At 66.4% G+C, this 24,606-nt stretch carries 24 protein-coding genes; 14 read left to right on the top strand and 10 right to left on the bottom strand.

Features of this window, described 5'->3' with window-relative positions:
* Positions 1-5: 5 nt before the first annotated feature.
* From E6C48_RS03655 to E6C48_RS03640, 4 genes are all read right to left on the bottom strand, one after another.
* Positions 6-881 (bottom strand): branched-chain amino acid ABC transporter permease, encoded by an 876-nt coding sequence (locus E6C48_RS03655; RefSeq protein WP_136354973.1) that lies wholly within the window; start codon positions 879-881, stop codon positions 6-8.
* A 193-nt stretch (positions 882-1,074) separates the two neighbouring features.
* Positions 1,075-2,418 (bottom strand): substrate-binding protein, encoded by a 1,344-nt coding sequence (locus tag E6C48_RS03650; protein WP_136354148.1) that lies wholly within the window; start codon positions 2,416-2,418, stop codon positions 1,075-1,077.
* A 208-nt stretch (positions 2,419-2,626) separates the two neighbouring features.
* The gene (locus E6C48_RS03645) at positions 2,627-2,980 is read right to left on the bottom strand and encodes an Hpt domain-containing protein (protein WP_168734442.1); all 354 of its coding nucleotides are present in this window, start codon (positions 2,978-2,980) and stop codon (positions 2,627-2,629) included.
* Positions 2,973-3,743, bottom strand: coding sequence for a response regulator transcription factor (locus E6C48_RS03640; RefSeq protein WP_136354144.1), 771 nt, complete (start codon positions 3,741-3,743; stop codon positions 2,973-2,975). The genes E6C48_RS03645 and E6C48_RS03640 overlap by 8 nt, the downstream gene beginning before the upstream one ends.
* A 125-nt stretch (positions 3,744-3,868) precedes the next feature.
* Between E6C48_RS03640 and E6C48_RS03635 the strand changes: the two genes are divergently transcribed.
* The 3 genes from E6C48_RS03635 to E6C48_RS03625 are packed head-to-tail and all read left to right on the top strand — an operon-like array spanning position 3,869 to position 7,293.
* The gene (locus tag E6C48_RS03635; protein WP_136354142.1) at positions 3,869-4,300 is read left to right on the top strand and encodes a response regulator transcription factor; all 432 of its coding nucleotides are present in this window, start codon (positions 3,869-3,871) and stop codon (positions 4,298-4,300) included.
* Between the two features lie 45 nt (positions 4,301-4,345).
* Positions 4,346-4,546, top strand: a complete 201-nt coding sequence (locus tag E6C48_RS03630) for a hypothetical protein (RefSeq protein WP_206086432.1) — start codon at positions 4,346-4,348, stop codon at positions 4,544-4,546.
* A complete protein-coding gene (locus E6C48_RS03625) occupies positions 4,543-7,293 on the top strand; it encodes a sensor histidine kinase (protein ID WP_136354138.1) in 2,751 nt (916 codons plus the stop codon). Before E6C48_RS03630 ends, E6C48_RS03625 begins: the two co-directional genes overlap by 4 nt.
* A 23-nt stretch (positions 7,294-7,316) precedes the next feature.
* On the opposite strand, the gene E6C48_RS03620 is transcribed toward E6C48_RS03625, so the two are convergent.
* The 5 genes from E6C48_RS03620 to E6C48_RS03600 all read right to left on the bottom strand — a co-directional run bounded on the left by E6C48_RS03620 (position 7,317) and on the right by E6C48_RS03600 (position 11,780).
* Complete coding sequence (locus E6C48_RS03620) at positions 7,317-8,081, bottom strand: HpcH/HpaI aldolase family protein (protein WP_136354136.1); 765 nt, start codon at positions 8,079-8,081, stop codon at positions 7,317-7,319.
* A gap of 23 nt (positions 8,082-8,104) precedes the next feature.
* A complete protein-coding gene (locus E6C48_RS03615; protein ID WP_168734441.1) occupies positions 8,105-8,827 on the bottom strand; it encodes a GntR family transcriptional regulator in 723 nt (240 codons plus the stop codon).
* A 182-nt stretch (positions 8,828-9,009) separates the two neighbouring features.
* A complete protein-coding gene (locus E6C48_RS03610; RefSeq protein WP_136354132.1) occupies positions 9,010-9,963 on the bottom strand; it encodes a flavin reductase in 954 nt (317 codons plus the stop codon).
* A 1-nt stretch (position 9,964) separates the two neighbouring features.
* A complete protein-coding gene (locus tag E6C48_RS03605) occupies positions 9,965-11,065 on the bottom strand; it encodes an LLM class flavin-dependent oxidoreductase (RefSeq protein WP_136354130.1) in 1,101 nt (366 codons plus the stop codon).
* 1 nt (position 11,066) lies between these two features.
* Positions 11,067-11,780, bottom strand: a complete 714-nt coding sequence (locus E6C48_RS03600; RefSeq protein WP_168734440.1) for a GntR family transcriptional regulator — start codon at positions 11,778-11,780, stop codon at positions 11,067-11,069.
* Between the two features lie 253 nt (positions 11,781-12,033).
* Here E6C48_RS03600 and E6C48_RS03595 point away from each other — a divergent pair, with 253 nt between their 5' ends.
* The 11 genes from E6C48_RS03595 (at position 12,034) to E6C48_RS03545 (ending at position 23,922) form a co-directional block, all read left to right on the top strand.
* Positions 12,034-12,567 carry a MarR family winged helix-turn-helix transcriptional regulator gene (locus E6C48_RS03595; protein WP_230978660.1) on the top strand — a complete coding sequence of 178 codons (534 nt, stop codon included), beginning with the start codon at positions 12,034-12,036 and terminating at the stop codon, positions 12,565-12,567.
* Between the two features lie 156 nt (positions 12,568-12,723).
* The gene (locus E6C48_RS03590) at positions 12,724-15,060 is read left to right on the top strand and encodes a bifunctional salicylyl-CoA 5-hydroxylase/oxidoreductase (protein ID WP_136354126.1); all 2,337 of its coding nucleotides are present in this window, start codon (positions 12,724-12,726) and stop codon (positions 15,058-15,060) included.
* Positions 15,057-15,839: an SDR family NAD(P)-dependent oxidoreductase gene (locus E6C48_RS03585; protein WP_136354123.1), complete on the top strand. Its 783-nt coding sequence runs from the start codon at positions 15,057-15,059 to the stop codon at positions 15,837-15,839. Before E6C48_RS03590 ends, E6C48_RS03585 begins: the two co-directional genes overlap by 4 nt.
* Positions 15,840-15,853: 14 nt before the next feature.
* Entirely contained in the window at positions 15,854-16,315 is a 462-nt protein-coding gene (locus E6C48_RS03580; protein ID WP_136354121.1) for a cupin domain-containing protein, read from the top strand.
* 51 nt (positions 16,316-16,366) lie between these two features.
* Positions 16,367-17,209 (top strand): enoyl-CoA hydratase family protein, encoded by an 843-nt coding sequence (locus E6C48_RS03575; protein ID WP_136354118.1) that lies wholly within the window; start codon positions 16,367-16,369, stop codon positions 17,207-17,209.
* A gap of 3 nt (positions 17,210-17,212) precedes the next feature.
* On the top strand, positions 17,213-18,421 hold the full coding sequence (locus E6C48_RS03570) for an acyl-CoA dehydrogenase family protein (protein WP_136354116.1): 1,209 nt from the start codon (positions 17,213-17,215) through the stop codon (positions 18,419-18,421).
* Positions 18,422-18,448: 27 nt separating this feature from the next.
* A complete protein-coding gene (locus E6C48_RS03565) occupies positions 18,449-18,844 on the top strand; it encodes a RidA family protein (protein WP_136354114.1) in 396 nt (131 codons plus the stop codon).
* 4 nt (positions 18,845-18,848) lie between these two features.
* Complete coding sequence (locus E6C48_RS03560; protein WP_136354112.1) at positions 18,849-20,816, top strand: 3-hydroxyacyl-CoA dehydrogenase NAD-binding domain-containing protein; 1,968 nt, start codon at positions 18,849-18,851, stop codon at positions 20,814-20,816.
* Between the two features lie 175 nt (positions 20,817-20,991).
* Entirely contained in the window at positions 20,992-22,185 is a 1,194-nt protein-coding gene (locus tag E6C48_RS03555; protein WP_136354110.1) for a pyridoxal phosphate-dependent aminotransferase, read from the top strand.
* Between the two features lie 65 nt (positions 22,186-22,250).
* Entirely contained in the window at positions 22,251-23,045 is a 795-nt protein-coding gene (locus E6C48_RS03550; RefSeq protein ID WP_136354108.1) for an ABC transporter substrate-binding protein, read from the top strand.
* A 202-nt stretch (positions 23,046-23,247) separates the two neighbouring features.
* Positions 23,248-23,922, top strand: coding sequence for an amino acid ABC transporter permease (locus E6C48_RS03545; protein WP_136354106.1), 675 nt, complete (start codon positions 23,248-23,250; stop codon positions 23,920-23,922).
* 6 nt (positions 23,923-23,928) lie between these two features.
* Here E6C48_RS03545 and E6C48_RS03540 read toward each other — a convergent pair whose 3' ends face one another.
* Complete coding sequence (locus E6C48_RS03540; RefSeq protein WP_136354969.1) at positions 23,929-24,597, bottom strand: SDR family oxidoreductase; 669 nt, start codon at positions 24,595-24,597, stop codon at positions 23,929-23,931.
* Between the last annotated feature and the right edge of the window lie 9 nt (positions 24,598-24,606).

The raw sequence follows: 24,606 nt of genomic DNA, 5'->3' as shown, positions 1-24,606 counted from the left end.
CGCCCTTACTCGCGGCCGGCCTGGCCGAGCAGCCCGTGCGGGCGAAGCACCAGCACCAGCGTCATCGCCACGAACAGCATGATCTGGGAATAGGCCGGGTTGAACATCGTGGTGATGGAGATGATCTCGCCGGCGATGAGGCCGCCGATGACGGCGCCTGGGAAGGAACCGACACCACCGATGACGACGACGACGAAAGTCTGCACCAGGATCGCCTCGCCGACGTCGGGTGCGATCGACACCACCGGCGCGTTGACGATGCCGGCGAAGCCGGCCGCCATGGCGCCGATGCCGAACACCAGCATGAACACCTTGTAGACGTTGATGCCGAGCGAATCGACCATCACCGAGTCTTCGATGCCGGCGCGCACGATCATGCCGATGCGCGTCCTGTAGAGCACGAAATAGAGCGTCAGCAGCGCCACCGCGACGATGCCGAGCAGGGCCAGGCGGTAGGTGGGATAGATCATGAAGCCGAGGTCGGTGATGCCGACCAGCGGGCCGGGCGGCGGTACTGTCTGCGACAGGCTGCCGAAGAAAAAGCGCACCGTCTCGACGAAGACGATGCCGAGACCGAAGGTAACGAGAAGCTGATCCTCATGCGGCCGCGTATAGAAATGGCGGATGACGAGCCGTTCCATCACCACGCCCACCAGCATGACGAACAGCGATCCCGCGACGACCGCGGCGAGGAAGGAATCCGTGTAGGTGTAGGTCACCCAGCCGGCATAGCCGCCCAGCATGAACATCGCGCCATGGGCGAGGTTCAGCACGCCGAGCGTACCGTAGATGATCGTCAGGCCGGAAGAGATCAGGGCCAGAAGCGCGCCGGTCACCAGCCCGTTGAAGCATTGCGATATGAAGTTGGCCCAGTTGATCACGCCGCTGCCCGTTCCAAGATTGATGATGATCCTGTCGGATGCCGGCACGCCCGCCGGTGTGGCGGGCGGCCGGCGATCCGGCGACTTTACTATGACGAGCCGTGACGAGGCGGAGGCACTGCGTCCACGCGCCGGCCGCGACCCTGGAAGACCCTTCTCCGCGGCTGGCCGCGGAGAAGGCACGTTTCGACGATCAGGTGTAGTCGCCGAGCTGGCAACCGAACTCGTCGGGCTTCTGCATCAGGCCCTCGCCGGGAACGACTTCGAGAACCTCCCAGAAATCCTCGTCGTTCTTCATGTCCTTCTTGGCCTTGCCGCGGACGATGACGACCGGGCGGATGCACTGGTGGTCTTCGGGCCGGTAGTGGACATCGCCGAGCAGCGAGGGAATCGTCTCGCCCTTCTCGTACTGCTTGATGACGTCCGGCGGATAGAAGCTGCCCGCTTCGGAGACCATGCGCGCCCAGTGGGCGAAGCTGACATAGCTGTTCTCGGCGCCCCATTCCGGCCGGTAGCCGTACTTGGCCTGGAAGGCTTCGACGAACTGCTTTGCCAGCGGATACTGGTCTTCCTGCGTCCACCAGAAATCGGTCGCCGCGAACACGCCCTCGGTGATGTCCGGTCCCACTTCCTTGGCCAGGAACGGAATCTGGTAGGGGATGACCAGCGTCATCTTGGGCAGGAGGCCGAACTGCTTGGCCTGCTGCGTCGACAGCACCGCGTCGCGGCCCCAGTTGACGTTGATGAGGAACTCGGCGCCGGAATTGGCGATGTTGGTGAGATACTGGCTGTAGTCCTGGGTGCCGAGCGGCGACACCTGGTTGGTGACCATCTCCCAGCCGCCGTTGGCGGTCAGGTAGTCGTTGACCGACTTGGTCACCGTGTGGCCGTAGGTGTAGTCCGGCGTCATGAACGCCGCCTTCTTGCCCTTACCGAACTGCTTGAGCAGCACCGGGCCGATCGCGGCGGCGGCGGTCTGGCCGAAGAAGTTCTGGCGGAAGCCGTAGCGCACGCAGTCCTTGCCGGTGGTGTCGTTGGAACCGGAAATGCCGGCCAGATAGAGAATCTTCTCGCGCTGCGCGAACTTGTTGAGCGCGACGGCGACGGCCGAGGAGGTCGAGCCGGTCATCATGACGATCTTGTTGTCGTTGATGAAGGTCTGCTCGGACTGCACCGCGTTGTTGGGCTTGGCGGCCGAGTCGGCCGAGAGCAGCTTGACCTGCTTGCCGAGCAGGCCCTTGTCGACCTTCGGCGCGATCGCCTTCATCAGTTCGTGGCCGGTGTTGATATGCTCGACGGCCAGTTCCCAGCCCTTGAGTTCGTCAGCACCCTGCACCGCATAGCTGCCCGTCAGCGGCACGGCCGCCGCGACGTTGACCGTATCGCCCTCGCTGCCCGCCGGCCAGGTACCGATCGCCGGCTTGTCGTCGGCCCAGACCACGGTCGGCATGACTGGCAGCATCGCTGCGCCGGCAAAGCCTGCGCTCGCCCTCAGCGCCTCGCGGCGCGTCCAGCCGCTTTTCAGATTACGAGACATATATTCTCCTCCCTTTTTTCAGACCGGCACACAGCCGACACCCGGGATTGTCAGGGAAGGACGATTCGCCCGGCCATAGTCGCGCCCGGACGCACGGCGCGCCCAACGCGAAAACACTGCCGGCTCAGCTCCTCCACCGAATCCGGTTTGCAGTAAACGGCAGCAAGCTGAGCAAAACCTGACGTCAAGCTGATCTGAAACTGATTTTTTAATTGCCCTGTCCCGCACCGATGGCGTTATCGAGCGCGCCGACAAGTGTGGCCAGTCCACCTGCCACGGCCGGCCGATTGTCGGCGCCCTTGCGCAAGGCGATGACTTGGTCTTCCAGATCGAGCGCAGCGGAACTGACCGCCGCATGGCCGAACGTGCCTGCAGCGCCGGCAAGGCGGTGCGCGACGAGTTCGATGGCCGCGAGGCAGTCGGGCTGCCCGCCCGCCGTTTCCATCGCATCGAGAACGCCTGCGAGCCTGGCGAGGGTAGCGCGATCCTCGGCCAGCCGGAGCGCGAACGTGCCGTCAGGATCGAGTAAGGCAAGATCGGCCGCGCTCGGTCCGTCAGCCATGGGCGGCCGCGCGATGACGCTCGACCAGCCGATAGCCGATACCCCGGCGCGTCTCGACCTCGGCCTCGGCGCCGGCGGCGCGCAAGGTCTGGCGCAGCTTGTAGACATGCGCCTCAATGGCGTTGCCGGACACCTCGTCGTTGTAGCCGTAAAGCGCCTCCTCGATCATCCGCTTCGGCGTCATGTGGTTCTTGCGGCGGGCGAGAAGCTCGAGCAGCTGGAACTGCTTGCGCGTCAGCGGCACGCTGGCGCCGTCGACGACGGCCTCCAGCGCATCGCGATCGACGACGATGTTGGCGACGGTAAGCCGGCTGTCCTTCAGCGGGGAGGGGCGGCGCAGCAGCGCCGTGACGCGCGCCCTCAGTTCCGGAACCGCGAAGGGCTTCACCAGATAGTCGTCGGCGCCGCTGGCCAACCCGCTGACCTTGTCCTCGACCTTGCTGCGCGCCGTCATCATCAGGATCGGTGTGGCGATGGCGCGCTTGCGCATCTCGCGCACAAGGTCGAGCCCGTCGCGGTCCGGCAGGCCGAGGTCGACGACCATCAGCGCATAGTCGGTGTCGCGGGCGGCGAGCAACGCGTCCTCAGCGAAGCCGATGACGTCGACGGTGAGGCCGAGAGCGCGCAGTTCGCGCCCGACAAGGCCGGCGACGTCGCGATCGTCCTCGACGACAAGAATACGCGCCTGGGCGGCGGCCAAGGCAAAGCCGTCGCCGAAAGCGGCGCCTTCGGCCGGATCCGCGACCGCTGCGCTGTTTGCCATGCCGTCAGCCCCTTTGCTGACGGTGATTGTGTGAGGCTTGTGAGCCAAAAACAAGAGGTCTACAAATCTTACCTGGCCGCGCCGGCGGTCCAACAAGGGAGAAATCTCCCGCGGGAGGAGGAAACATGGCGGCTTCGGTGCTGATTGCCGACGACGATGCGAGCATATCGCGTGCGCTGCGTTTCCTGATGCAGCGCGAGGGTCACAACGTGCGCACAGCGGCCGACGGCGAGCAGGCGCTGGCCGCAATCGAAGGCGAACGTCCCGACGTCATACTGCTCGACCTGATGATGCCGAAGGGCAATGGCTACGAAATCTGTCGCAAGCTGCGCGCCGACCGGCGCTACGACGGCATCCGCATCGTCATGCTCACGGCCAAGGGTGGCGAGGCCGACCAGCGTGTCGGCATGGACCTCGGCGCCGACGCCTACATCTCCAAGCCCTTCGCGATTGCCGAAGTCGTCGCCTGCGTGCGGGCCGTGCTGGCGTGCGGGCAGGAGCGGCCGGCGACCCGCCAGCACGCAGCGCGCGCGGCCGCCGGCATCGCCAATCCCTAGGGAGCACCCGGACCGATGCTGCGTCGAACGGCAAGACGGGACCGCATGGTGGGTTTGTTCGCAGCCGGCACGATCCTGCTCAATCCCCCCATCCTGAATCTCGTCGGCGGCACGCTGTTCGGCTGGCCGGCGCTCTACCTCTATCTCTTCGGCGTGTGGGGCCTGCTCATCGCCGTCATCGGCCTGATCAGCGAAGGCAGCCCCGGCCAGGCAAACGAGCGCGACAAGGACAGTGCCTCGCGATGAGCCAGTCGATCCTCGTCGCGGTCGCCGTCGCCTACCTTTTGCTGCTGTTCGCCGTGGCCTGGCTGGTGGAGCGCGGCTCGGGCCGCGTTTCGCGGCTGACCGGATCGAGCATCGTCTACACGCTGTCGCTGGCGGTCTATTGCAGTTCCTGGACCTTCAACGGCGGCGTCGGCAAGGCTTCGCAGACCGGGCTCGATTTCCTGCCGATCTATCTGGGACCGACGCTGGCCTTCTGCCTCGGCCCGATCATGATCCGCCGGATGCTGCGCATCAGCCACGCCAACCGCATCACCTCCATCGCCGACCTGATCGGCGCCCGCTTCGGCAAGAGCGGTGGCCTGGCGGCCCTGGTCACCATCATCACCGTGATCGGACTGGTGCCCTATATCGCACTGCAGCTCAAATCCATCTCCGTCGGATTTTCGGCGCTGAGCGCCGGCTTCGGCCCGGCGCAGCCGGCGAGCGAGCCGATGCTGACGGACGGCGCCCTGTGGGCGGCGGTGGTGCTGACGATCTTCGCCATGCTGTTCGGTAGCCGCTCCATCAGCCCCGACGAGCATCATCCCGGCATGGTCGTGGCCGTGGCGCTGGAATCGCTGCTCAAGCTGGTCTGCCTCACCGCCATCGGCCTGTTCGTCGGCTACGGCCTGTTCAACGGCTTCGGCGACCTGTTCTCGCAGGCCGCGACCATTCCCGACATCCAAGCCGTCTTCCAGGAGGCTCCCGCCAACTACGGCTACAACTGGATCGCCATGACGTTTCTGGCTTTCGCGGCGATCTTCTGCCTGCCGCGCCAGTTCCAGGTCATGGTGGTCGAAAACACCGACGAACGCCATCTCGACCGGGCCCTGTGGCTGTTCCCGCTCTACCTGCTGGCGATTAACCTGTTCGTCCTGCCGATCGCCATCGCCGGGCGCATCATGCTGCCGGTCGACACCGACCCCGACAACCTGGTGCTGTCGCTGCCGCTGGCGGCAGGCCATCCGGAACTGGCGCTGATCGCCTTCCTCGGCGGCTTGTCGGCCTCGGCCTCGATGGTGGTGGTGGAGACGACGGCGCTCAGCCTGATGGTGTGCAACGACGTGGTGATGCCGGCGCTGCTGCGCATCCGCTCGCTCGGGCTGGAAAACAAGCCGGACCTGACGCGGCTTCTTTTGTGGGTGCGGCGCCTGGTGATGGTCGTGGTGATGGCGCTGGGGTATTTCTACATGCGCCACGACAGCGCGCCCTTCGCCCTCGTCTCGATCGGGCTGATGTCGTTCGTGGCGGTGGCGCAGTTCGCCCCGGCCATCCTCGGCGGCCTTTTCTGGCGCGGCGCCTCCAAGGCCGGCGCCTTCGCCGGCATCACCACCGGCTTCCTCGTCTGGTTCTATACGCTGCTCATCCCCTCCTTTTCGCGCTCGGGCGCACTGGGCGAGGAATTCATCGCCCACGGCCTGTTCGGCATCGAATTGCTGAAGCCCTATGCGCTGTTCGGGCTGGAGGGACTGGACCCGGTGACGCACAGCACCTTCTGGACGATGCTCGCCAATATCGGCGCCTTCTTTTTCGTCTCGCTGTTCGTGCGCCAGAGCCCGGTCGAGCGGGCGCGTGCGGCGATGTTCCTCGGCGTCGCCGATCCCGACGAGGAAGCCCGCTTCTGGCGGCGCACGGCGCTGGTCCCCGACCTGATGTCGCTGACCGCGCGCTTTCTCGGCCGCGAGAAGGCGGTGGCCGCCTACGCCAGCTTCGCCCGCACGCGCGGCGTCGACCCGGCGACCGCCGTGCAGGCGGACGCCGAAACTGTGCTGTTCTACGAAAGGCTGCTGGCCGGCGTGATCGGCGCGGCTTCGGCGCGCGTGCTGGTCGGCTCCATCGTCGAGGAGGAATCGCTCGGCGTCGACGAGATGATGCGCATCCTCGACGAGACGTCGCGCGTCATCGAGGCCAACCGGCAGCTGGAGGAGAAATCGCAGGCGCTGGAGGCGGCGACGACGGAACTGAAGGCCGCCAACGCGCGGCTGCAGGTGCTCGACCGGCTCAAGGACGACTTCGTCGTCACCGTCAATCACGAACTGAGGACGCCCCTGGCGTCGATCCGCGCCTTCTCGGAGATCCTGCGCGACAATCCGGACCTGCCGACGGACGAGCGGCTGGATTTCCTGCGCATCGTCGTCACCGAATCCGAGCGGCTGACGCGGCTGATCAACCAGTTGCTCGACCTATCGAAGATCGAGGCGACAGGATCGATGCCGGCCGACAAGGCCTCCGTCGACCTGGCCGCCGTGGTGCGTGAATCCGCCGCCTCCATGCAACAGGTCTTCGCCCAAAGCCGCGTCAGGCTCGCCATCAAGATCGACGCCGATCCCGCTTTCGTCGTCGGCGACCACGACCGGCTGGTACAAGTGGTCATCAACCTGCTCGGCAACGCCGCCAAATTCTCGCCGCCCGGTCGCGGCAAGGCGCTGCTCGCGCTGCGGCGGGCCGGCGAGCACCTGGAGCTCTCGGTGACCGACAACGGGCCCGGTATCCGCACGGAGGACCGGGAGGTGGTGTTCGAGCGCTTCCGCCAGCTCGGCGACACGATGAGCGACAAGCCGCAGGGCGCCGGCCTCGGCCTCGCCATCTCGCAGCGCATCGTGGCGCAGCATGGCGGCCGCATCTGGGTGGAGGGTGGCCGCGACGGCGGCGCCGTCTTCAAGGTCCGGCTGAAGGCCGCCCACACCAAGGCGACGGCTGCCGGGCGCGTTCGGGTTCCTGCTGGCTGATCCCGGTCAAACACGCAGCAGCATCAGGCGGACCGTGGCTCGCGGAACCGGGCCATCGCGGCGGACAAGCCGGCGCCGACGAGGTCGATGTCGTTGGCGGCGACGGTCAGCGCATAGCCTTGCGTCACGCGGCGCGCCGCCTCCGTCGCATTCGGCGTGAAGATCGCGCAGGGCGTCGCCGCCTTCCTGCAGGCGTCGAAGACGGCACGGCAGGCCGCCTCATGCTTCGGATCGGAAGGCGCAATGCCGAGCGAGAGCGCAAGGTCGCCGGTGCCCACGAGGACGAAATCCAGTCCGGGCACGGCGGCGATCTCGGCAGCGTTCTCCAGCCCGCGTACCGTCTCGATCATGACGCCGACGACGGTGCGGCTGCGGGCCTGTTCATAGTAAGCCGAGAAATTCCCCTTCAGCGGCCGCACGCCGCCGCCCGAGCGCTCGCCCTCGGGCGGAAAGCGGGCCGCCGCCACGATCGCCGCCGCCTGCCCGGCGGTTTCGACCAGCGGCGCGATGACGCCTTCGGCGCCGGCGTCGAGCGCTTCGCCCAGCGACCGCGACGTGCCATCCACCGTGCGCACCAGCACGGGCTTCTTCCAGCCGACCGTGCCGACGACATGCTCGATCGCCTGGCGGCTCCACAATCCGTGCTGGGCGTCGAGGACGACGGCATCGGGCGCGGCCTCGACCGCCACCTCGACCAGCGCCGACGAGCCGAGGACAGACCAGAAGACACCCAGCCCGCCGCCCTCGCGCAGGCGCTCGCGCAGGAATGGGCCATCCAGTTTCATCATCGGGGAGTTCTTTCCTCGTTCATCTACGATTTTCCGGAGCCGGCTTCGTCATCGCCCGCCCCGCTATCCCCCACCTTGGCTTCCAGGCTGTGGAAATAGCTTTTCTCGGCCTCGCCGATGAAGGCAGCCATGCGATCCTGCGCGGCAAGCGCGTCGCGCCGGCTAAAGGCATCGTAGAGGCCGGCCAGCCCGTCGCGGACGATCACGCGCGTGTCCGCATCCATGAGCGTCTCGTCGCGCACGATGTGGGCCTGGTCGGCGAAGCGCGAGATCGTCTCGGCCAGCCGCCTGTTGCGGTTGGCGTCGAGCCAGGTCCGGCGAAAGACGACGTTGGCGGCAACCAGTTCCTCGACGTCGCTGTTGGCGACGGCGGCGACGGCGCGATCAAGCGCCTCGCGCAGCGCAGCCAGACCCTCGGCATCGATGTCGCGCGCGGCACTGGCGGCTGCCCGCGGCTCCAGCAGCTTGCGGACTTCGAAGATGTCGCGGATGTCCTGAGGGGTCAGTTGCGGGATGGCGAAGCCGCGCGTGGTGCCGACCAGATGGCCCTCGCTGATGAGTTGCAGCAGCGCCTCGCGCACCGGCATGCGCGATATGCCGAGCGACTTGGCGATCTTGACGTCGATCAGCCGGTCGTCGGGACCGATCTGGCCGTGCCTGAGCTTCTCGCGCAGGTCGTTGTAGATCTGGTGGCGCAGGCTTTCCGAGCGGTCCACGGTGGGGGAAAGGGTCGAATCGGTTCTCATCGTCCAGCCCATATAAATCTGACTTCAGTATACGAAATTAGGTCTCGCATCCAAGGACCAATAGCGCATCCATACAGGATTCGCACGAGGCGGCTAAAATTTCGGCGGTCCTGCTGGCAAAATCAAGGAAAGCGGCGATCTCTCTTCCTTATATCCGTATACAGATTCGATGGACTGGATCGTCAGCCACCGCCGCGCGCGGCAAGCTCGCGCAGGACGCGGCGGGTCGCCGCCACATCCTCGGGCGGCAAGTCGGCCAGCTTCTCGGCTTCGAAGGCGCGCGCGCGGGCGGTGATGCGGCCGAGCAGGGCAAGCCCGCTCTCGGTGATGACGAGGGCGCCCGGCGGGCGCGGCGCGACATGGCCGCCGGCGATCAGCTTGGCCAGCGCGTCCTGCACGGTGTTCTCACCAAGGAAGGTGCGCGCGGCTATCGCCTCGGCCGATGCACCCGACCCGGTCGCCAGAAAAGCGAGCACGCGTGACTCGGCGGTGGTGACGCCCTCGGCGCTGTGGTGCTCGGAAAAGGCGCCGGCGAGATAGGCATAGGCCCTGGCCAGCAACGGCAGGAAGAAGTCGTCGCGCGGATGGCCGTCGATCTGCAGATCGGACGGGCGGCCTGGATGACTGATGGCAAGCGCATAGCGGCCCTGCGCGAAGATCAGTCCGCTGCGGTCGAAGCAGGCGTAGCGCTCGACCTTGCCAATGAAGACGACATGGTCGCCGCCATCATGCTCAGCCACCTTGGCGCATTCGAAATGCGCCGCGACACCGGCAAGCAGCGGGACGCCATGGAGTCCTCGCGTCCACTCGCAAGCGGCGAACTTGTCGCCACCCGAGCGGGCGAAGTGGCCGGCAAGCTCTGTCTGGCTCGCCGCCAGCACGTTGACGGCGAAATGGTCGGCCTGGAGAAAGGACGCGATCTTGCTGGACTGGCGCCTGAGCGACCACAGGACGAGCGGCGGCTCCAGCGAGACGGACTGGAACGAGTTGGCGGTGACGGCGAAGGGACCTGTTTCGCCATCGGCCGCAACCACTGTCACCCCCGTGGCGAATTGCCCGAGCGCCTGGCGGAAGGAGGACAGGTCCGCCGAGGGATCGCCTCCGTGCAGCAGCGAGGTGTCGTCCGCTGCCGTCATGTCAGGCCACCCTGAGGCCGGCTTCGCGGAGCAGCGGCAGCACGTTTTCGATGAAATAGGGCAGCTCGTTCTTGAAATTGACGAAGGAAACGGTGGTGCCGGCAAAGCCCACCTCGCTCATGCGGATCATCTCGTCGGCGATATGGCGCGGCGTGCCGATCAGCGGATAGGTGCCGCCGCCGCCGGCGAAACGCTTGCGATGCAGGCGGTAGGCGTCCGCCTCGTGCGAGGAGGAGAACTTCTCCTTCGCTCCCATGTAGCGGTCGACGCTGACATGGTCGGCCATGGTCTGAGCGTAGAGCTCGTAATAATCCTCTGCCTCGGCCTGGCTCGGACGGCACACGACATGGCAGGTGGTGTAGACGCCGACGTCGCGCCCCTGTTCGGCGGCGCGCTTGCGGATATCCTCGATCGGCTCGCGGCCGCCCTCGATCTCGACGAAGGTGGTGAACAGATAGTCGGCGGCCTTGGCGGCGAAGTCGCGGCCGGGCGGCGAGAAGGCGGCGTTGAGGATGACCGGGCGCGGCTGCTGCAGCGGGCGCGGCAGGCCCGAAACGCCTTTCAGCTTGTAGAAGCGGCCGTCGAAGTCGAACGGCTCGGTCGCGGTGTAGATCTTGCTGATGACGTCGAACCATTCGAGCCCCTGCTCGTAGCGGTCCTTGATCAGTTCCAGGCCGAACATGGCGAACTCGTCCGGGTTCCAGCCGCAGACCACGTTCAGGCCGGCCCGGCCGTTCGAGGCATGGTCGATGGTCGACAGCGCCTTGGCGACGAAGATCGGGCTGATCATCGGCACATGGACGGTGGAAAACAGCGCGATGCGTTTCGTCACGCCGGCAAGGGCGGCGGCGAAGGTCAGCGTTTCGTAGGACCATTCGCGGCTGTTCATCTCGCCGCCGAAACCCTTCCAGCGGGCGATCGGCAGGATGAACTCCAGGCCCGCCTCGTCGGCCATGCGGGCCACGTCGACGATCTCGTTCCACAGCGCCGGCCAGCGCTCGGGCACCGTGGTCAGCGTCAGCCCGCCATCGGCGTTCAGCGAAAAGACGCCGATCTTGAACTTGTTGGGTCCGTGCATCGGATGCGCGACGACAGAAGTCATTTCAAACCCCTTGGAGTGGGCCGTGCTGGACGGCCGGTTGACCGGAATTGCCGGCGGCAGCAATTTGACGAAAATGGTGTCCCGCACCGTCGATGAAGCGCCGCGCGAAACGTTCGGCTGCCGCACCGTCCGCCTCGCGGAAAGCCCGCAGCCCCTCTTCGAGCATCGCCAAAGCCTCCTTGCGTGCGACGGGAAGGGCAAGCGTCATGCGGCGCACGGCGCCGGCCTGATCGTCGAAGCGGAAGATCGTCTCGCGCAGGCGGCGATTGTCGAGACGTCCGACCCAGACCGAGCGGAAGACGTAATTCGCCTCAAGGAAGCCTGCCACGTCGCCGGCAGCGTCGGCCAGCCGGGCGGCCTCGACCGCTGCTTCCAGGGCGCACCGCGCCGGTTCGTTCATGCGGCGGGCGGCGCGCTGCGCCGCAGGCGGTTCGATCAGCCTGCGGATGTCGCAGATCTCTTCCATGGCGGTAACGGTCGGCACCGGAACCTGTACGCCGCCGTCGCCGCTTTCCAGCAGCCCCTCGGCGACCAGCCGCGCCAGCGCCTCGCGCACGGGGCTTCGCGATACGCCGAGTGTCCTGGCAAGCGGACCGTCGGCCAAGCGCTCGCCCGGCTGCAGCGTGCCGGACCTGACGCGATGCCGGACCATGCCGTAAACCTGCTCGGCAAGGGGCGGCGCACGGTGCAGCGCGTCGAAGACAAGTCCGCCCATTGCCTCCTCCCGGCGCATACCAGCTACGTCGACAGTATACAGTTTATGTTTGAAACATTATAGCGTCAAGCGCCCCGCTCCCAGGCCCCGCTCCCAGGATTGACACCGGGCCGGCCGGGAGAACGGGCCGTTCAACGAAAATCGGCAAGGCGAACCGATGCGGCTGGGCGATATGCTGCGCGCTTGCCCCTGCCGGTCAAACGGCACTACAACAAGCGCCGAGAATCGACCCCGTTGGGCCAAGGATCGGGATTTGAGCGAACCGAAGACAGACGAACGAGGCACCGCCGCCCCGACATGGCTGGACGGCGAGACCAAGGTGCTGGAAGCGCCACACGACCACGGCACGGAACTCAGGCTGTGGCTGCGCCTTCTCACCTGCTCGACGCTGGTCGAAACGGAGATCAGGCGGCGGCTGCGCGAGGAATTCGATTCAACCCTGCCCCGCTTCGACCTAATGGCGCAGCTGGAGCGCGCCAGGAACGGCATGGTGCTGGGCGAGCTTTCGAAGCGCATGATGGTCTCGCCCGGCAACATCACCGCGCTGGTCGAGCGCCTCGTCGAAAGCGGCCATATCAGCCGCACCACCTCGCCCGCCGACCGGCGCGTGCAGATCATCGCGCTGACGCCGTTCGGCCGCGCGGCCTTCAAGAAGATGGCCGATGCCCATGCAGAATGGATATCGGAGCTGTTCGGCAAGGTGACGGCGAAAGATGAACTGGCGCTGCTCGACCAGCTCGGTGAGCTGAAACATTCGATCGTCGCCGCCCTCGGCAAGAACGGCTGACCGCACCGGACGCTCCTCCTTCTTCCTGCGACAGGCCATCCGCAAAGATTCCCGCCGCAAATAACTTTAAGCTTGAAGTTTTTTTGGAACGGGGCCATTCTGCGACGACAGGGGCGGGCGACAAGCCGTCCACGAAGGTGCGATACGGAGGACGGCATGCGCATTGTCTGCATCGGTGGCGGGCCGGCAGGTCTCTACTTCGCCCTGCTGATGAAGAAGCAGAACCCGGCCCATCACGTCACCGTGGTGGAGCGCAACCGGCCTTTCGACACCTTCGGCTGGGGCGTGGTGTTCTCGGACGCCACCATGCAGTCGATGCGCCAGTGGGACCCGGAAACGGCGGCGACCATCGAGGACGCCTTCAACCACTGGGACGACATCGAGCTGATCTTCAAGGGCCGCAAGATCCGCACCACCGGCCACGGCTTCGTCGGCATCGGCCGCAAGAAGATGCTCAACATCCTGCAGGAGCGCTGCCTCGAACTCGGCGTCGAGCTAGTGTTCGAGCGCGAGGTGCAGGACGACGGCGAATTCCCCGAGGCCGACCTCATCATCTCCTCGGACGGGGTCAATTCCCGCACGCGGGCGAAATACGCCGAGATCTTCAAGCCCGACATGCTGGTGCGGCCGAACCGCTTCATCTGGCTCGGCACCGAGAAGCGCTTCGACGCCTTCACCTTCGACTTCCAGCGGACCGAGCACGGCTGGTTCCAGGCGCACATCTACCGCTTCGACGACAAGACCTCGACCTTCATCGTCGAGACCACCGACGAAGTGTTCAAGGCGCACGGCATCGACAAGATGGACCAGGACCAGTCCATCGCGTTCTGCGAAAAGCTGTTCGCCGATACCCTCGACGGCCATTCGCTGATGAGCAATGCGCGCCATCTGCGCGGCTCGGCCTGGCTGAATTTCGGCCGGCTGATCTGCGAGAAATGGAGCCATTTCAACGGCAACAGCCATGTCGTGTTGATGGGCGATAGCGCCCATACCGCGCATTTCGCCATCGGCTCGGGCACCAAGCTCGCCATCGACGATGCGATCGAGCTGACCAACCAGTTCAATCGGATCGGCCACGGGCGCGAAAACATCCCGGCGGTGTTGGAGGCTTACGAAGAAGTGCGCCGCGTCGACGTCGCCCGCATCCAGAACGCGGCGCGCAACGCCATGGAATGGTTCGAGGTGGTCGGACACCGCTATGCCGACACGCTGGAACCGGAGCAGTTCATGTATTCCATGCTGACGCGCTCGCAGCGCATCAGCCACGAGAATCTGCGCCTGCGCGATCCCGTCTGGCTGGAGGGTTACGAGCGCTGGTTCGCGGAGCGCGCCGGTGCCCCCGCCTCGCCGAACGGTCATCCGGTGCCGCCGATGTTCACACCGTATACGGTCCGCGGCCTGAAGCTCGCCAACCGCATCGTCATGTCGCCGATGGCGATGTATTCGGCGACCGACGGCGTGCCGGACGATTTCCATCTCGTCCATATCGGCGCCCGCGCCATGGGCGGCGCCGCACTGGTCTTCCCGGAAATGACCTGCGTGTCCCCGGATGCCCGCATCACACCGGGCTGTCTCGGCCTGTGGAACGAGGAGCAGAAGGAAGCCTTCCGCCGCATGGTCGCTTTCGTGCACGAGAAGACGCCGGCGAAGATCGGCATGCAGCTCGGCCATGCCGGCCGCAAGGGCGCCACCAAAGTGGCCTGGGAAGGCACCGACCAGCCGGTCGAGCACGGCGGCTGGCCACTCGTCTCGGCCTCGGCCATCCCCTATCTGCCGCATTCGGTCGTGCCGCGCGCAGCGTCACGCGAGGACATGGACCGCATCACCGCGGATTTCGTGCGCGCCGCCAAGTGGTCCGACGAGGTCGGCTTCGACATACTCGAACTGCATTGCGCGCACGGCTACCTTCTGTCCGCCTTTTTGTCGCCGCTGACCAACACGCGCGACGACGAATATGGCGGCAGCCACGAGAACCGCGCCCGCTATCCGCTGGAAGTGTTCCGTGCCATCCGCGCCGTGTGGCCGGCCGACAAGCCGATCTCGGTGAGGCTCTCCACCAACGACTGGCACGAGGGCGGCAACACGCCGGAGGACGCGGCGGTCTTCGCGCAGATGTTCAAGGAGGCGGGCGCCGACCTCATCGACTGCTCGGCCGGGCAGGTGGTGAAGGACGAGCATCCGGTCTACGGCCGCATGTGGCAGACGCCGTTCTCCGACAAGATCCGCAACGAAATCCAGGTGCCGACCATCGCCGTCGGCGCCATCTCCGAGGCCGACCACGCCAATTCGGTCATCGCCGCCGGCCGCGCCGATCTCTGCGCCATCGCCCGCCCGCATCTGGCCGACCCGGCCTTCGTGCTGCATGAGGCGGCGAAGGTCGGCTATGCCGGACAGGTCTGGCCGAAGCAGTACTACCAGGGCCGCGTGCAATACGAGACAGGGTTGGCTCGCGCCGCTGCGGTTGCAGCCGCTCCACCGGCGGGCAAGGCATGAGCGGGAAGGCGCGCCACGCACTCGTCACCGGTGCCGGCAGCGGTATCGGCCGGGCGATCGCGCTTTCGCTGGCTGGGCGCGGCCACGCCGTCAGCCTGGCCGGCCGCCGCGCCGCGCCGCTGGAAGCCGTGCGCGCAGAAATCGAGGCCGCGGGCGGCAAGGCGATCGTTCTCGCCGGCTTCGACGTGACCGATGCCGCCTCGGTGGAGACCGGCGTCGCCAAGGCTATCGACCGTTTCGGCGACATCGCCGTGCTGGTGAACTCCGCCGGCGAGGCGCCGTCCGCGCCATTCGAGAAAACCGATCCGGCCTTCTGGAACCGGGTGATCGGCATCAACCTCACCGGCACCTATCTGGTCACGCAGGCGGCGCTCGCCTCGGTGCGCCGCGCCGGCAGGGGCCGCATCGTAAACGTCGCCAGCACCGCCGGCCTGACCGGCTATGCCTATGTCTCCGCCTACTGCGCCTCCAAGCACGGCGTCGTCGGCCTCACGCGGGCGCTGGCACTGGAGCTGGCGCGCACGGACATCACCGTCAACGCCGTCTGCCCCGGTTTCACCGACACGCCGCTGCTCGACGGCGCGGTGGAAACCATTACCGCCAAGACCGGTCGCGGCGCCGACGAGGCGCGCGCCGCACTTGCCAAGGCCAACCCGCAGGGCCGCCTCGTCAGCCCCAAGGAAGTGGCCGACACGGTGCTCTGGCTCGCTTCGGAGGGAGCAGGTGCGATAACCGGCCAGGCGATCGTGGTGGCCGGTGGTGAAGTGATGGCAGGCTGAAACGGGAGGACGCCATGGCTGGACAAAAAGGCGAATTGGAAAAAGGCATCACGCAGAACGGCGCCGGCTTCGAAGGTACGGAATGGAACATTCTCGGGCAGCGCTATTTCCCCAAGGCGGTTTCGGACTCCGCCTTTGCCTTTGAAACCAACAGCGAGCCGGGCCAGTTCGTGCCCGTCCACATCCATCCGACACAGGACGAATTCATCCTCGTGCAGGAAGGGCAGTTGGAATTGAAACTCGACGGCCAATGGTTCACCGCCAGGGCCGGCGACCTGGTGCGCATGCCGCGCGGCATTCCGCACGGCTATTTCAACAAGTCCGACAGGCCGGTGAAGGCGCTGTTCTGGGTCGCGCCGGCCGGCAGGCTCAAGGCCCTTTTCGAAGGACTGCACAACCTGACCGACGTCGAGGAAGTGGTGCGGCTCTCGGCCGCTCACGACGTCGACTTCCTGCCGCCTTCAGCAAACGACTGAAACAGGCGCGGCCGGCGACCGGCTGCCGCCACGACAAGGGATTCCGCGCGAATGACCAATCCGATGCAGGCCAAGCGCCATCCGTTCAAGGATTACGCGCCGAAACATTTCCGCTTCGAGACGGACGAAGACGGGCGCGTGGCCACCATCACGCTCGACCGGCCAGAGAAGAAGAACCCGCTGACCTTCGAGAGCTACGAGGAACTGGGCAACCTGTTCCGTTCGCTGCATAGGGCGAGCGACGTGCGCGCCATCGTGATAACCGGCGCCGGCGGCAATTTCTGCTCCGGCGGCGACGTGTTCGAGATCATCGAGCCGCTGACCAAGATGACGATGCCGGACCTGATCGATTTCACCCGGCTGACCGGCGACCTTGTGCGGCAGATGCGGGCCTGCCCGCAGCCGATCATCTCGGCGATCGACGGCATCTGCGTCGGCGCCGGCGCCATCATCGCCATGGCTTCCGATCACCGCCTCGCCACGCCGGAGGCGAAGACCGCCTTCCTGTTCACCCGGGTCGGGCTTGCCGGCGCCGACATGGGCGCCTGCGGCATCCTTCCGCGCATCATCGGCCAGGGCCGCGCCGCCGAACTTCTGTTCACCGGCCGGGTGATGAGTGCGCAGGAAGGCCTTGCCTGGGGCTTCCACAACGCCCTGCATGAGCGCGACGCGCTGCTGCCCGCCGCGCAGAAATTCGCCCGCATGCTTACCGACGGCCCGTGGTTCGCCCATGCCATGACCAAGAAGATGCTCGACCAGGAATGGGCGATGGGCATCGACCAGCTCATCGAATCGGAAGCGCAGGCGCAGGCGATCTGCATGGCCACCGGCGACTTCCGCCGCGCCTTCGAGGCTTTCGCCGCCAAGGCGAAGCCCGCCTTCGAGGGGAACTGAGCCATGGCTGGACATGCCGCGACCGCCGGACCGCGGAGCCGCGATGCTCTCGACTGGCCGTTTTTCGGGGATCGCCACCGGGCTCTGGCGGCCGACTTGGACGCCTTCATCGCCAAGGGCGGGCTGGGCAGCATCGACCATGCCGACGCCGACGGCGCTTGCAAGAAACTGGTGAAGGCGCTTGGCGCTGGCGGCTTTCTGAAGGCCTGCGTGCCGGCCGCCTATGGCGGCGCTTCCGAAGTCATCGACAGCCGCGCGCTCTGCCTGACGCGCGAGACGCTGGCCTATGCCGACGGGCTGGCCGACTTCGCCTTCGCCATGCAGGGGCTGGGTACCGGCGCCATCAGCCTGTCCGGCTCGGAGGAATTGAAACATCGCATCCTGCCGAAGATCGCTGCCGGCGAGCTGATCTCGGCCTTCGCGCTGACCGAGCCGGAGGCCGGTTCCGACGTGGCCGCCATGAGCACCGCCGCGCGCCGCGACGGCGACGCCTACGTGCTCGACGGCGAAAAAATCTTCATCTCCAACGGCGGCATCGCCGACGTCTATACGGTCTTCGCCCGCACGGGCGAGGCGCCGGGCACGCGCGGCATTTCCGCCTTCGTTGTCTTCGCCGACACGCCGGGTTTTTCCATTGCCGAGCGCATCGAGACGATCGCGCCGCATCCGCTGACGCGTATCCGCTTCGACAATTGCCGCATTCCGGCCTCGCAGCTTCTCGGGACACCGGGCGAAGGCTTCAAGATCGCCATGCGCACGCTGGACATCTTCCGCCCGTCGGTTGCGGCGGCGGCGCTCGGCTTCGCCCGTCGCGCGCTGGACGAAGCGGTCGCGCACGCCCGCTCGCGAAAAATGTTCGGCGCCACGCTGGCCGACCTGCCGACGGCGCAAAGCACGCTGGGCGACATGGCCACCGCAATAGATGCGGCCGCCCTGCTCATCGCCCGCGTCGCCTGGCGGCGCGACGTGCAGAAATTGCCGATCACCCGCGAGGCCGCAATGGCCAAGCTGACGGCGACCGAGAACGCACAGTGGGTCATCGACCAGGCGGTGCAGATGTTCGGCGGGCGCGGCGTGCGCGTCGGCGAGATCACCGAAAAACTCTATCGCGAGATCCGGGCGTTGCGCATCTACGAGGGCGCCACCGAGGTTCAGAAGCTGATCATCGGCCGCGAACTGATGAAGGCGGCGAAACAGGGAGAGGGAACATGACAGTCCGTATCAGCCTGGAGACGACCGATGCTTGAATTCCTGCAACCCGAAGGCTGGGCCAAGCCGATCGGCTACGCCAACGGTGTCGCGGCAACCGGGCGCACGATCTTCGTCGGTGGCCAGATCGGCTGGAACGGCCAGTGCCAGTTCGAAACGGACGACTTCGTCGGCCAGGTGCGACAGACGCTGGAGAATATCGTCGCGGTGCTGAAGGCCGGTGGCGCCGAGCCGCATCATATCACTTCCATGACCTGGTATTTCACCGACAAGAAAGAATACACAGCCAACCTGCGCGGCATCGGCCAAGCCTATCGCGACACGATCGGCCGGCATTTCCCGGCCATGGCCGCCGTGCAGGTGGTGGCGCTGATCGAAGACCGCGCCAAGATCGAAATCCAGGCCACCGCTGTAGTGCCAGGCTGACACCATGGCTGCAGCACGGTTCTCGGAAACGGTGACAGGTGACGTTCGCGACGGCGTGCTCGTCGTGACGATCGACAATCCCCCCGTCAACGCGCTCTCGGCGGATGTTCGCGACGGCTTGATGGCCGCACTGGATCATGCGGAAGCGAGTGCCGATATCGTCGGCGTGGCCGTCACCGGCGCCGGCCGCATCTTCATCGGCGGCGCCGACATCCGCGAATTCGGCAAGCCGCCGGTCGAACCCCACTTGCCCGACGTTCTCGACCGTATCGAGAATTTTCCGAAGCCGGTGATCGCCGCCGTCAACGGCGCAGCGCTCGGCGGCGGCTGCGAGGTCGCGCTGGCTTGCCATGGCCGCATTCCCGGTGAAAAAGCGAGCTTCGGCCTGCCGGAGGTGAAGCTCGGCATCGTGCCGGGCGCCGGCGGCACACAGCGCCTGCCGCGCCTTGTCGGCATCCCGGCAGCGATCGACATGACCGGCACGGGCCGCAGCGTCAAACCGGAGGAAGCCGCCCGGCTCGGCCTCGCCGACAAGATCGCCGCCGACCCCGTTGCCGAGGCGGCGCAGCTTGCCCGCGCCGTCGCCGGCACGCCGCTGCGGCGCACCGGTGCCCTCACCGTCCCGGTGGCGGACGTCGCAATCGTCGAGGCCGCCACGAAAAAGGTCCTGTCGAAGGCCCGCGGCCAGGCGTCCCCGGGCGAAGCGGTGCGCCTCGTCAGGGCCGCGGCCGAGATGAGCCTCAAGGGCGGCCTTGCCGAGGAGCGCGCGACGTTCATCCGGCTGCGCGATTCACGTGAGGCAGCCGCACTTCGCCACGTCTTCTTCGCCGAACGCGCCGCCGGCAAGCTGGACAAGCTCGAAGGCGTGGCGCCACGCGAGGTGAAGATCGTCGGCATCGTCGGCACCGGCCTGATGGGCGCCGGCATCGCGGTCGCCACGCTAACAGCCGGCTATCGCGTCGTCGGCGTCGAGCAGACGGCGGAAGCCGCCGCCGCCGGCCGCAATCGCATCGCCGGCATGCTCGACAAGGCGGTGGAATCCGGCCGTCTGTCCGCCGCGTCGCGCGACGAAAGCCTCGCCCGGCTGACGGTCGTTGCCGACGCCGCCGAACTGACCCCGGCCGATCTCGTCATCGAGGCGGTGTTCGACGACCTGACGGTGAAGACCGACCTGTTCCGCAAACTCGACGGCATCGTCAGGGCGGACGCCATCCTCGCCACCAACACCAGCTACCTCAATCCGGACGAGATCGCGGCCACGACGGCGCATCCCGAGCGCGTCGTCGGCCTGCATTTCTTCTCGCCGGCCAACATCATGCGGCTCACCGAAGTGGTGGACTGCAAGGCCACCGCGCCGGACGTGCTGGCGACTGCGCTGGCCTTCGCGAAGAAGCTCGGCAAGCTGCCGATCGTTTGCGGCGTCACCGAGGGCTTCATCGGCAACCGCATCTATTCGGCCTATCGCCGCGAGGCGGAGTTCATGGTCGAGGACGGGGCGGAACCGCAGGAGGTCGACGCGGCGCTGGAAGCCTGGGGTTTCCCGATGGGCATCTTCACCGTCAACGACATGGCCGGACTGGAGATCGCCTGGGCAAAACGCAAGCGGCAGGCGGCGATGCGCGACCCGAAGGAACGCTATGTCGAAATTCCCGACCGGCTGTGCGAGGCCGGTCGCTTCGGCCGCAAGAGCGGGCGCGGCTGGTACGACTATTCGAGCGGCCATCGTGCCGTCGACCCGCAAGTGACCGCGCTGATCGAGACCGCCCGCGCCGCCAAGGGAATCGTGCCGCGCCGGTTCTCGTCCGAGGAGATCGTCGCCCGCCTGCTGAAGGCCATGGCCGACGAAGGAAGTGCCCTGCTGGCCGAAGGCATCGCGGCACGCGCCTCCGACATCGACCTCGTGATGATCAACGGCTATGGTTTCCCGGCCTACAAGGGCGGCCCGATGTTCGCTTCCGCCTCGCCGTCGTAAACTGTATACTGATTTTGCCGGATCGCTGCTGTCTGATTGCGGTTTTTCCGGGAAATGCGACTGTCGAACCAAGCTTGAACAAAGTTTCAGGCTTGAACAGTATACTGTTCTGTGGTTGAATTTTTGATCATATGCTCAATAGCGGCCACCTATCGGGCCGCAGGCGGAGACGGGAATGAACGGCTTTCCGGCAAACCACGAAACCAGGTCGGCGCTGACGGGCATCCGCGCGCAGATCCAGGATTTGAGGACGGAAAACATCGCCAAGCTGGCGGTGCGCGCCAGGGCATTGGGCGACGTCATCCCGCTGTGGTACGGCGAGGGCGACATGGTCACGCCGACCTTCATCCGCGACGCCGCCAAGGCGGCATTGGACGCCGGCCAGACGTTCTATGTGCCGAACATGCGCGGCGCCGACGGACTGAACGCGGCGCTGTCGGAATACCAGTCGCGCATCCACGGCCGCCCGATCGCGATCAACCGCTCGACGGTCGCGCCCGGCGGCATGCAGGCACTTTATCTGGCGCTGGAAATGCTGGTCGATGTCGGCACCAACGTGGTCTATGTCGAGCCCCAGTGGCCCAACATCCATAACGCCATCCACATGATCGGCGGCGAGCCGCGGCCGGTGGCGCTGAAATTCGACGGCGACTGGAAGCTGGACCTCGAGGCGCTCTATGCCCGCTGCGACGCGCGCACCCGCGCGATCTTCCTGTCGACGCCGTGCAACCCGACCGGCTGGACGGCGAGCATCGAGGAGATGCGGGCGCTGCTCGACTTCAGCCGCGAGCGCGGCATCTGGATCATCTCCGACGAGGTTTACGGCCGGCTCTATTTCGACGGCGACGTGGCGCCGTCGATGATGCAGATCGCGGAGGACGACGACCGCGTCATGACCATCAACAGTTTCTCCAAGTCCTGGGCGATGACCGGCTGGCGGATCGGCTGGCTGACGCATCCGACGGCCCTGGCCGACCATATGGGCGCCATGACCCAATACGCCAACAGCGGCACCGCCGCCTTCGTGCAGGCCGGCGCCGAGACGGCGATCCGCAAGGGCGAAGGGCTGGTGTCGGAAATCCGCGAGCGCGCGCGCCGGGGGCTCGACATGGCCTATGAAGCGCTGGGGCCGCTCAACCGCGTTGTGCTGCCGCCGAAGCCGAAGGGCGGCATGTATGCCTTCTTCGCCCTGCAGGGAGAATCGGACGCCAACGCCGCCTGCACCCGCATCCTGGAGGAAGCGCGCGTCGGCCTGGCGCCGGGCCACCTGTTCGGCGACGCATCGAAGGCGTTCCTGCGCATGTGCGTGATGCGCAACGAGAAGGAGCTCGGACAGGCGCTGGAACGCATGGTCGCAGCACTCAGATAGGGAAGAGAGGAACACCCGGCCGTGACACCAGCGGTACGGGCACGATCAACGGGAGGAGATCAGGAATGTATCGTCGTCAATTGCTGGGCGGCTTCGCCGCCGTCATGATGGCCCTGGGCGGCATAGGGACGGCGCAAGCCGAAACGCTGACCGTCGGCGCCTACCCCGCCAACCCGCCATGGGAGAACAAGACCGAGAGCGGCACCTTCGAAGGCTTCGAGGTCGACCTCGTCAACGAGATCGGCAAGCGGCTCGGCGCCGAAATCCAGATCCAGGATCTCGGCTTCCAGGCGCTGTTCGCCGCCACGGCCTCAGGCCGCATCGACATGGCGATCTCGTCCATCTCGATCACCAACGACCGCCTGCAGAACCAGTCCTTCACGCAAGGCTACTACGACAGCGATATCGCGCTGATCGCCGGCGACGACACCAAGCTGACGGGTCTTGCCGACATGAAGGGCAAGACCATCGGCGCCATCTCGGCTTCCGTCGGCGAGGCCTGGATCAAGGCCAATACGGAAAAGTACGGCATCGGCGAATACCGCGGCTACGATACCCAGCAGAACCTGCTGCTCGACGTGCAGTCGGCCCGTCTCGACGGCGCCATCGGCGACATCGCCGGCTTCCAGTTCGCCTTCACCAAGATGAAGGGCATGAAGGTGGTCGAGGCGATCCCGACCGGCGACAAGTTCGCCATCATGATGAAGAAGGGCTCGCCGCTTCTGGAGCGTGTCAACGACGCCATCAGCGCCATCAAGAAGGATGGGACGATGGCGGCGCTGCACAAGAAATGGCTGGGTGCGGACGCCGCCGCCGACTCGTCCATCAACAAGGTGCTGCCCATTCCGCAAGCGCAGTAACCCGACTTGACGGAAGCGGGCTTCGGTGCAGCCATGCATGATTTCATGCATGGCTGCATTCGTCAGAGCATCGGACCGAAAAGTGGAATCCGGTTTTCGGTAATTCCGGTGCCCTATCAATGATTAGATCGTCCTTCGTGCGTGCGAATGGACGCACAACGATCTAAGCAGCCTCGAAATCGAACATGCTGAGGGATCGGCCATGGAATTGATCGACACCTTCTTCAATTGGCCGGTGCTTGTGCGGGCCTTCCCGATCCTGCTGCGCGGCCTGGCGAACACGCTGCTGCTCGGCTGCGCTTCCATCGTCATCGGCAGCATCGCCGGCCTGCTGGTCTGCCTTGCCCGCCTCTACGCACCACGCCCGCTCAGGACGGCGGCGATCCTCTATGTCGATATCTTCCGGGCGCTGCCGATCCTGGTGGTGCTGATCCTGATCTATTACGCTCTGCCTTTCGTCGGCATCCGCCTGTCGGCCTTCGCCTCGGCCACCATCGCGCTGTCGATGGTGTTCGCCGCCTTCACGGCGGAAGTCTGCCGCGCCGGCATCGAGAGCATCCCGAGGGGGCAGTTCGAAAGTGCGGCGGCGCTCGGCCTGTCGTTCTGGCTGTCGATGCGCAAGGTCATCCTGCCGCAGGCGCTGCGCGTCACCACCGCACCGCTGACCAGCAATTGCGTATCGGTCTTCAAGGACACTGCGCTCGCCTCGGTCGTCGCCATGCCCGACCTGCTCAAGCAGGCGACGGACGCGCAGGCGCTGATGGCCAACCCGACGCCGCTGATCGGCGCGGCGATCATCTACCTCGCCTTCCTTTGGCCGCTGGTGCGCCTCGTCGGCTATCTCGAAAACCGCAGCAAGCAGCAGATGAAGGGTTGAAGCGGCCTACCAGCCGACCCGCCGGCCATCGAAGGCCAGGAACAAACCGCTGAGCGCCGGCGTCGCCGTGGCAATGATGGCGCGCAGAGCACGGGCGCTGTCCGCCGCCGGCAACACCGCCTCCTCGCCGCCCATGTCGGTCTTCACCCAGCCCGGATGCAGCGACAACACGGCAATGCCGTCCGGTTCGAGGTCGCGGGCGAGTTGGACCGTCGCCATGTTGAGCGCGGCCTTGGAGCAGCGATAGGCGTAGTCGTCGTCATCGTCGTCGAGCAGCCCCTCCGCCATCGAGCCGGCGCGAGAGCCGATATTGGCGACGACGGGATCGCGGCCGAGCCGCAGGTTCGCCAGCAAGGCGCGTGTCACCAGCACCGGTCCCAGCGTATTGACGCGCAACACGGCGAGGAACTCATCCGCCTTGAGGGCCTGTAGCCCGGCGGCGGGGCTGCGCACGGCGGCGTTGTTGACGAGCACGTCCAGCGGCCGGCCGGCGAGCCGCGCCGCCAGCGCCGAAACAGACTCCGGATCGGCGACATCGAGCGGCTGGAACTCGACGCCCGGCTCGAAGCCGCCTGCCGGCGGGCTGCGGCCGCAGCCGATCACTCGCCAGCCGTCGGTCGCATACTGCCTGACCAGTTCGCGGCCGAGGCCGCGCCCGGCGCCGGTGACGAGCACCGTGCCGGG

It is taken from the genome of Ollibium composti (genome assembly GCF_004801285.1).
GTDB lineage: Bacteria > Pseudomonadota > Alphaproteobacteria > Rhizobiales > Rhizobiaceae > Mesorhizobium > Mesorhizobium composti.
This window is presented reverse-complemented; position numbering and strand designations above follow the sequence as displayed.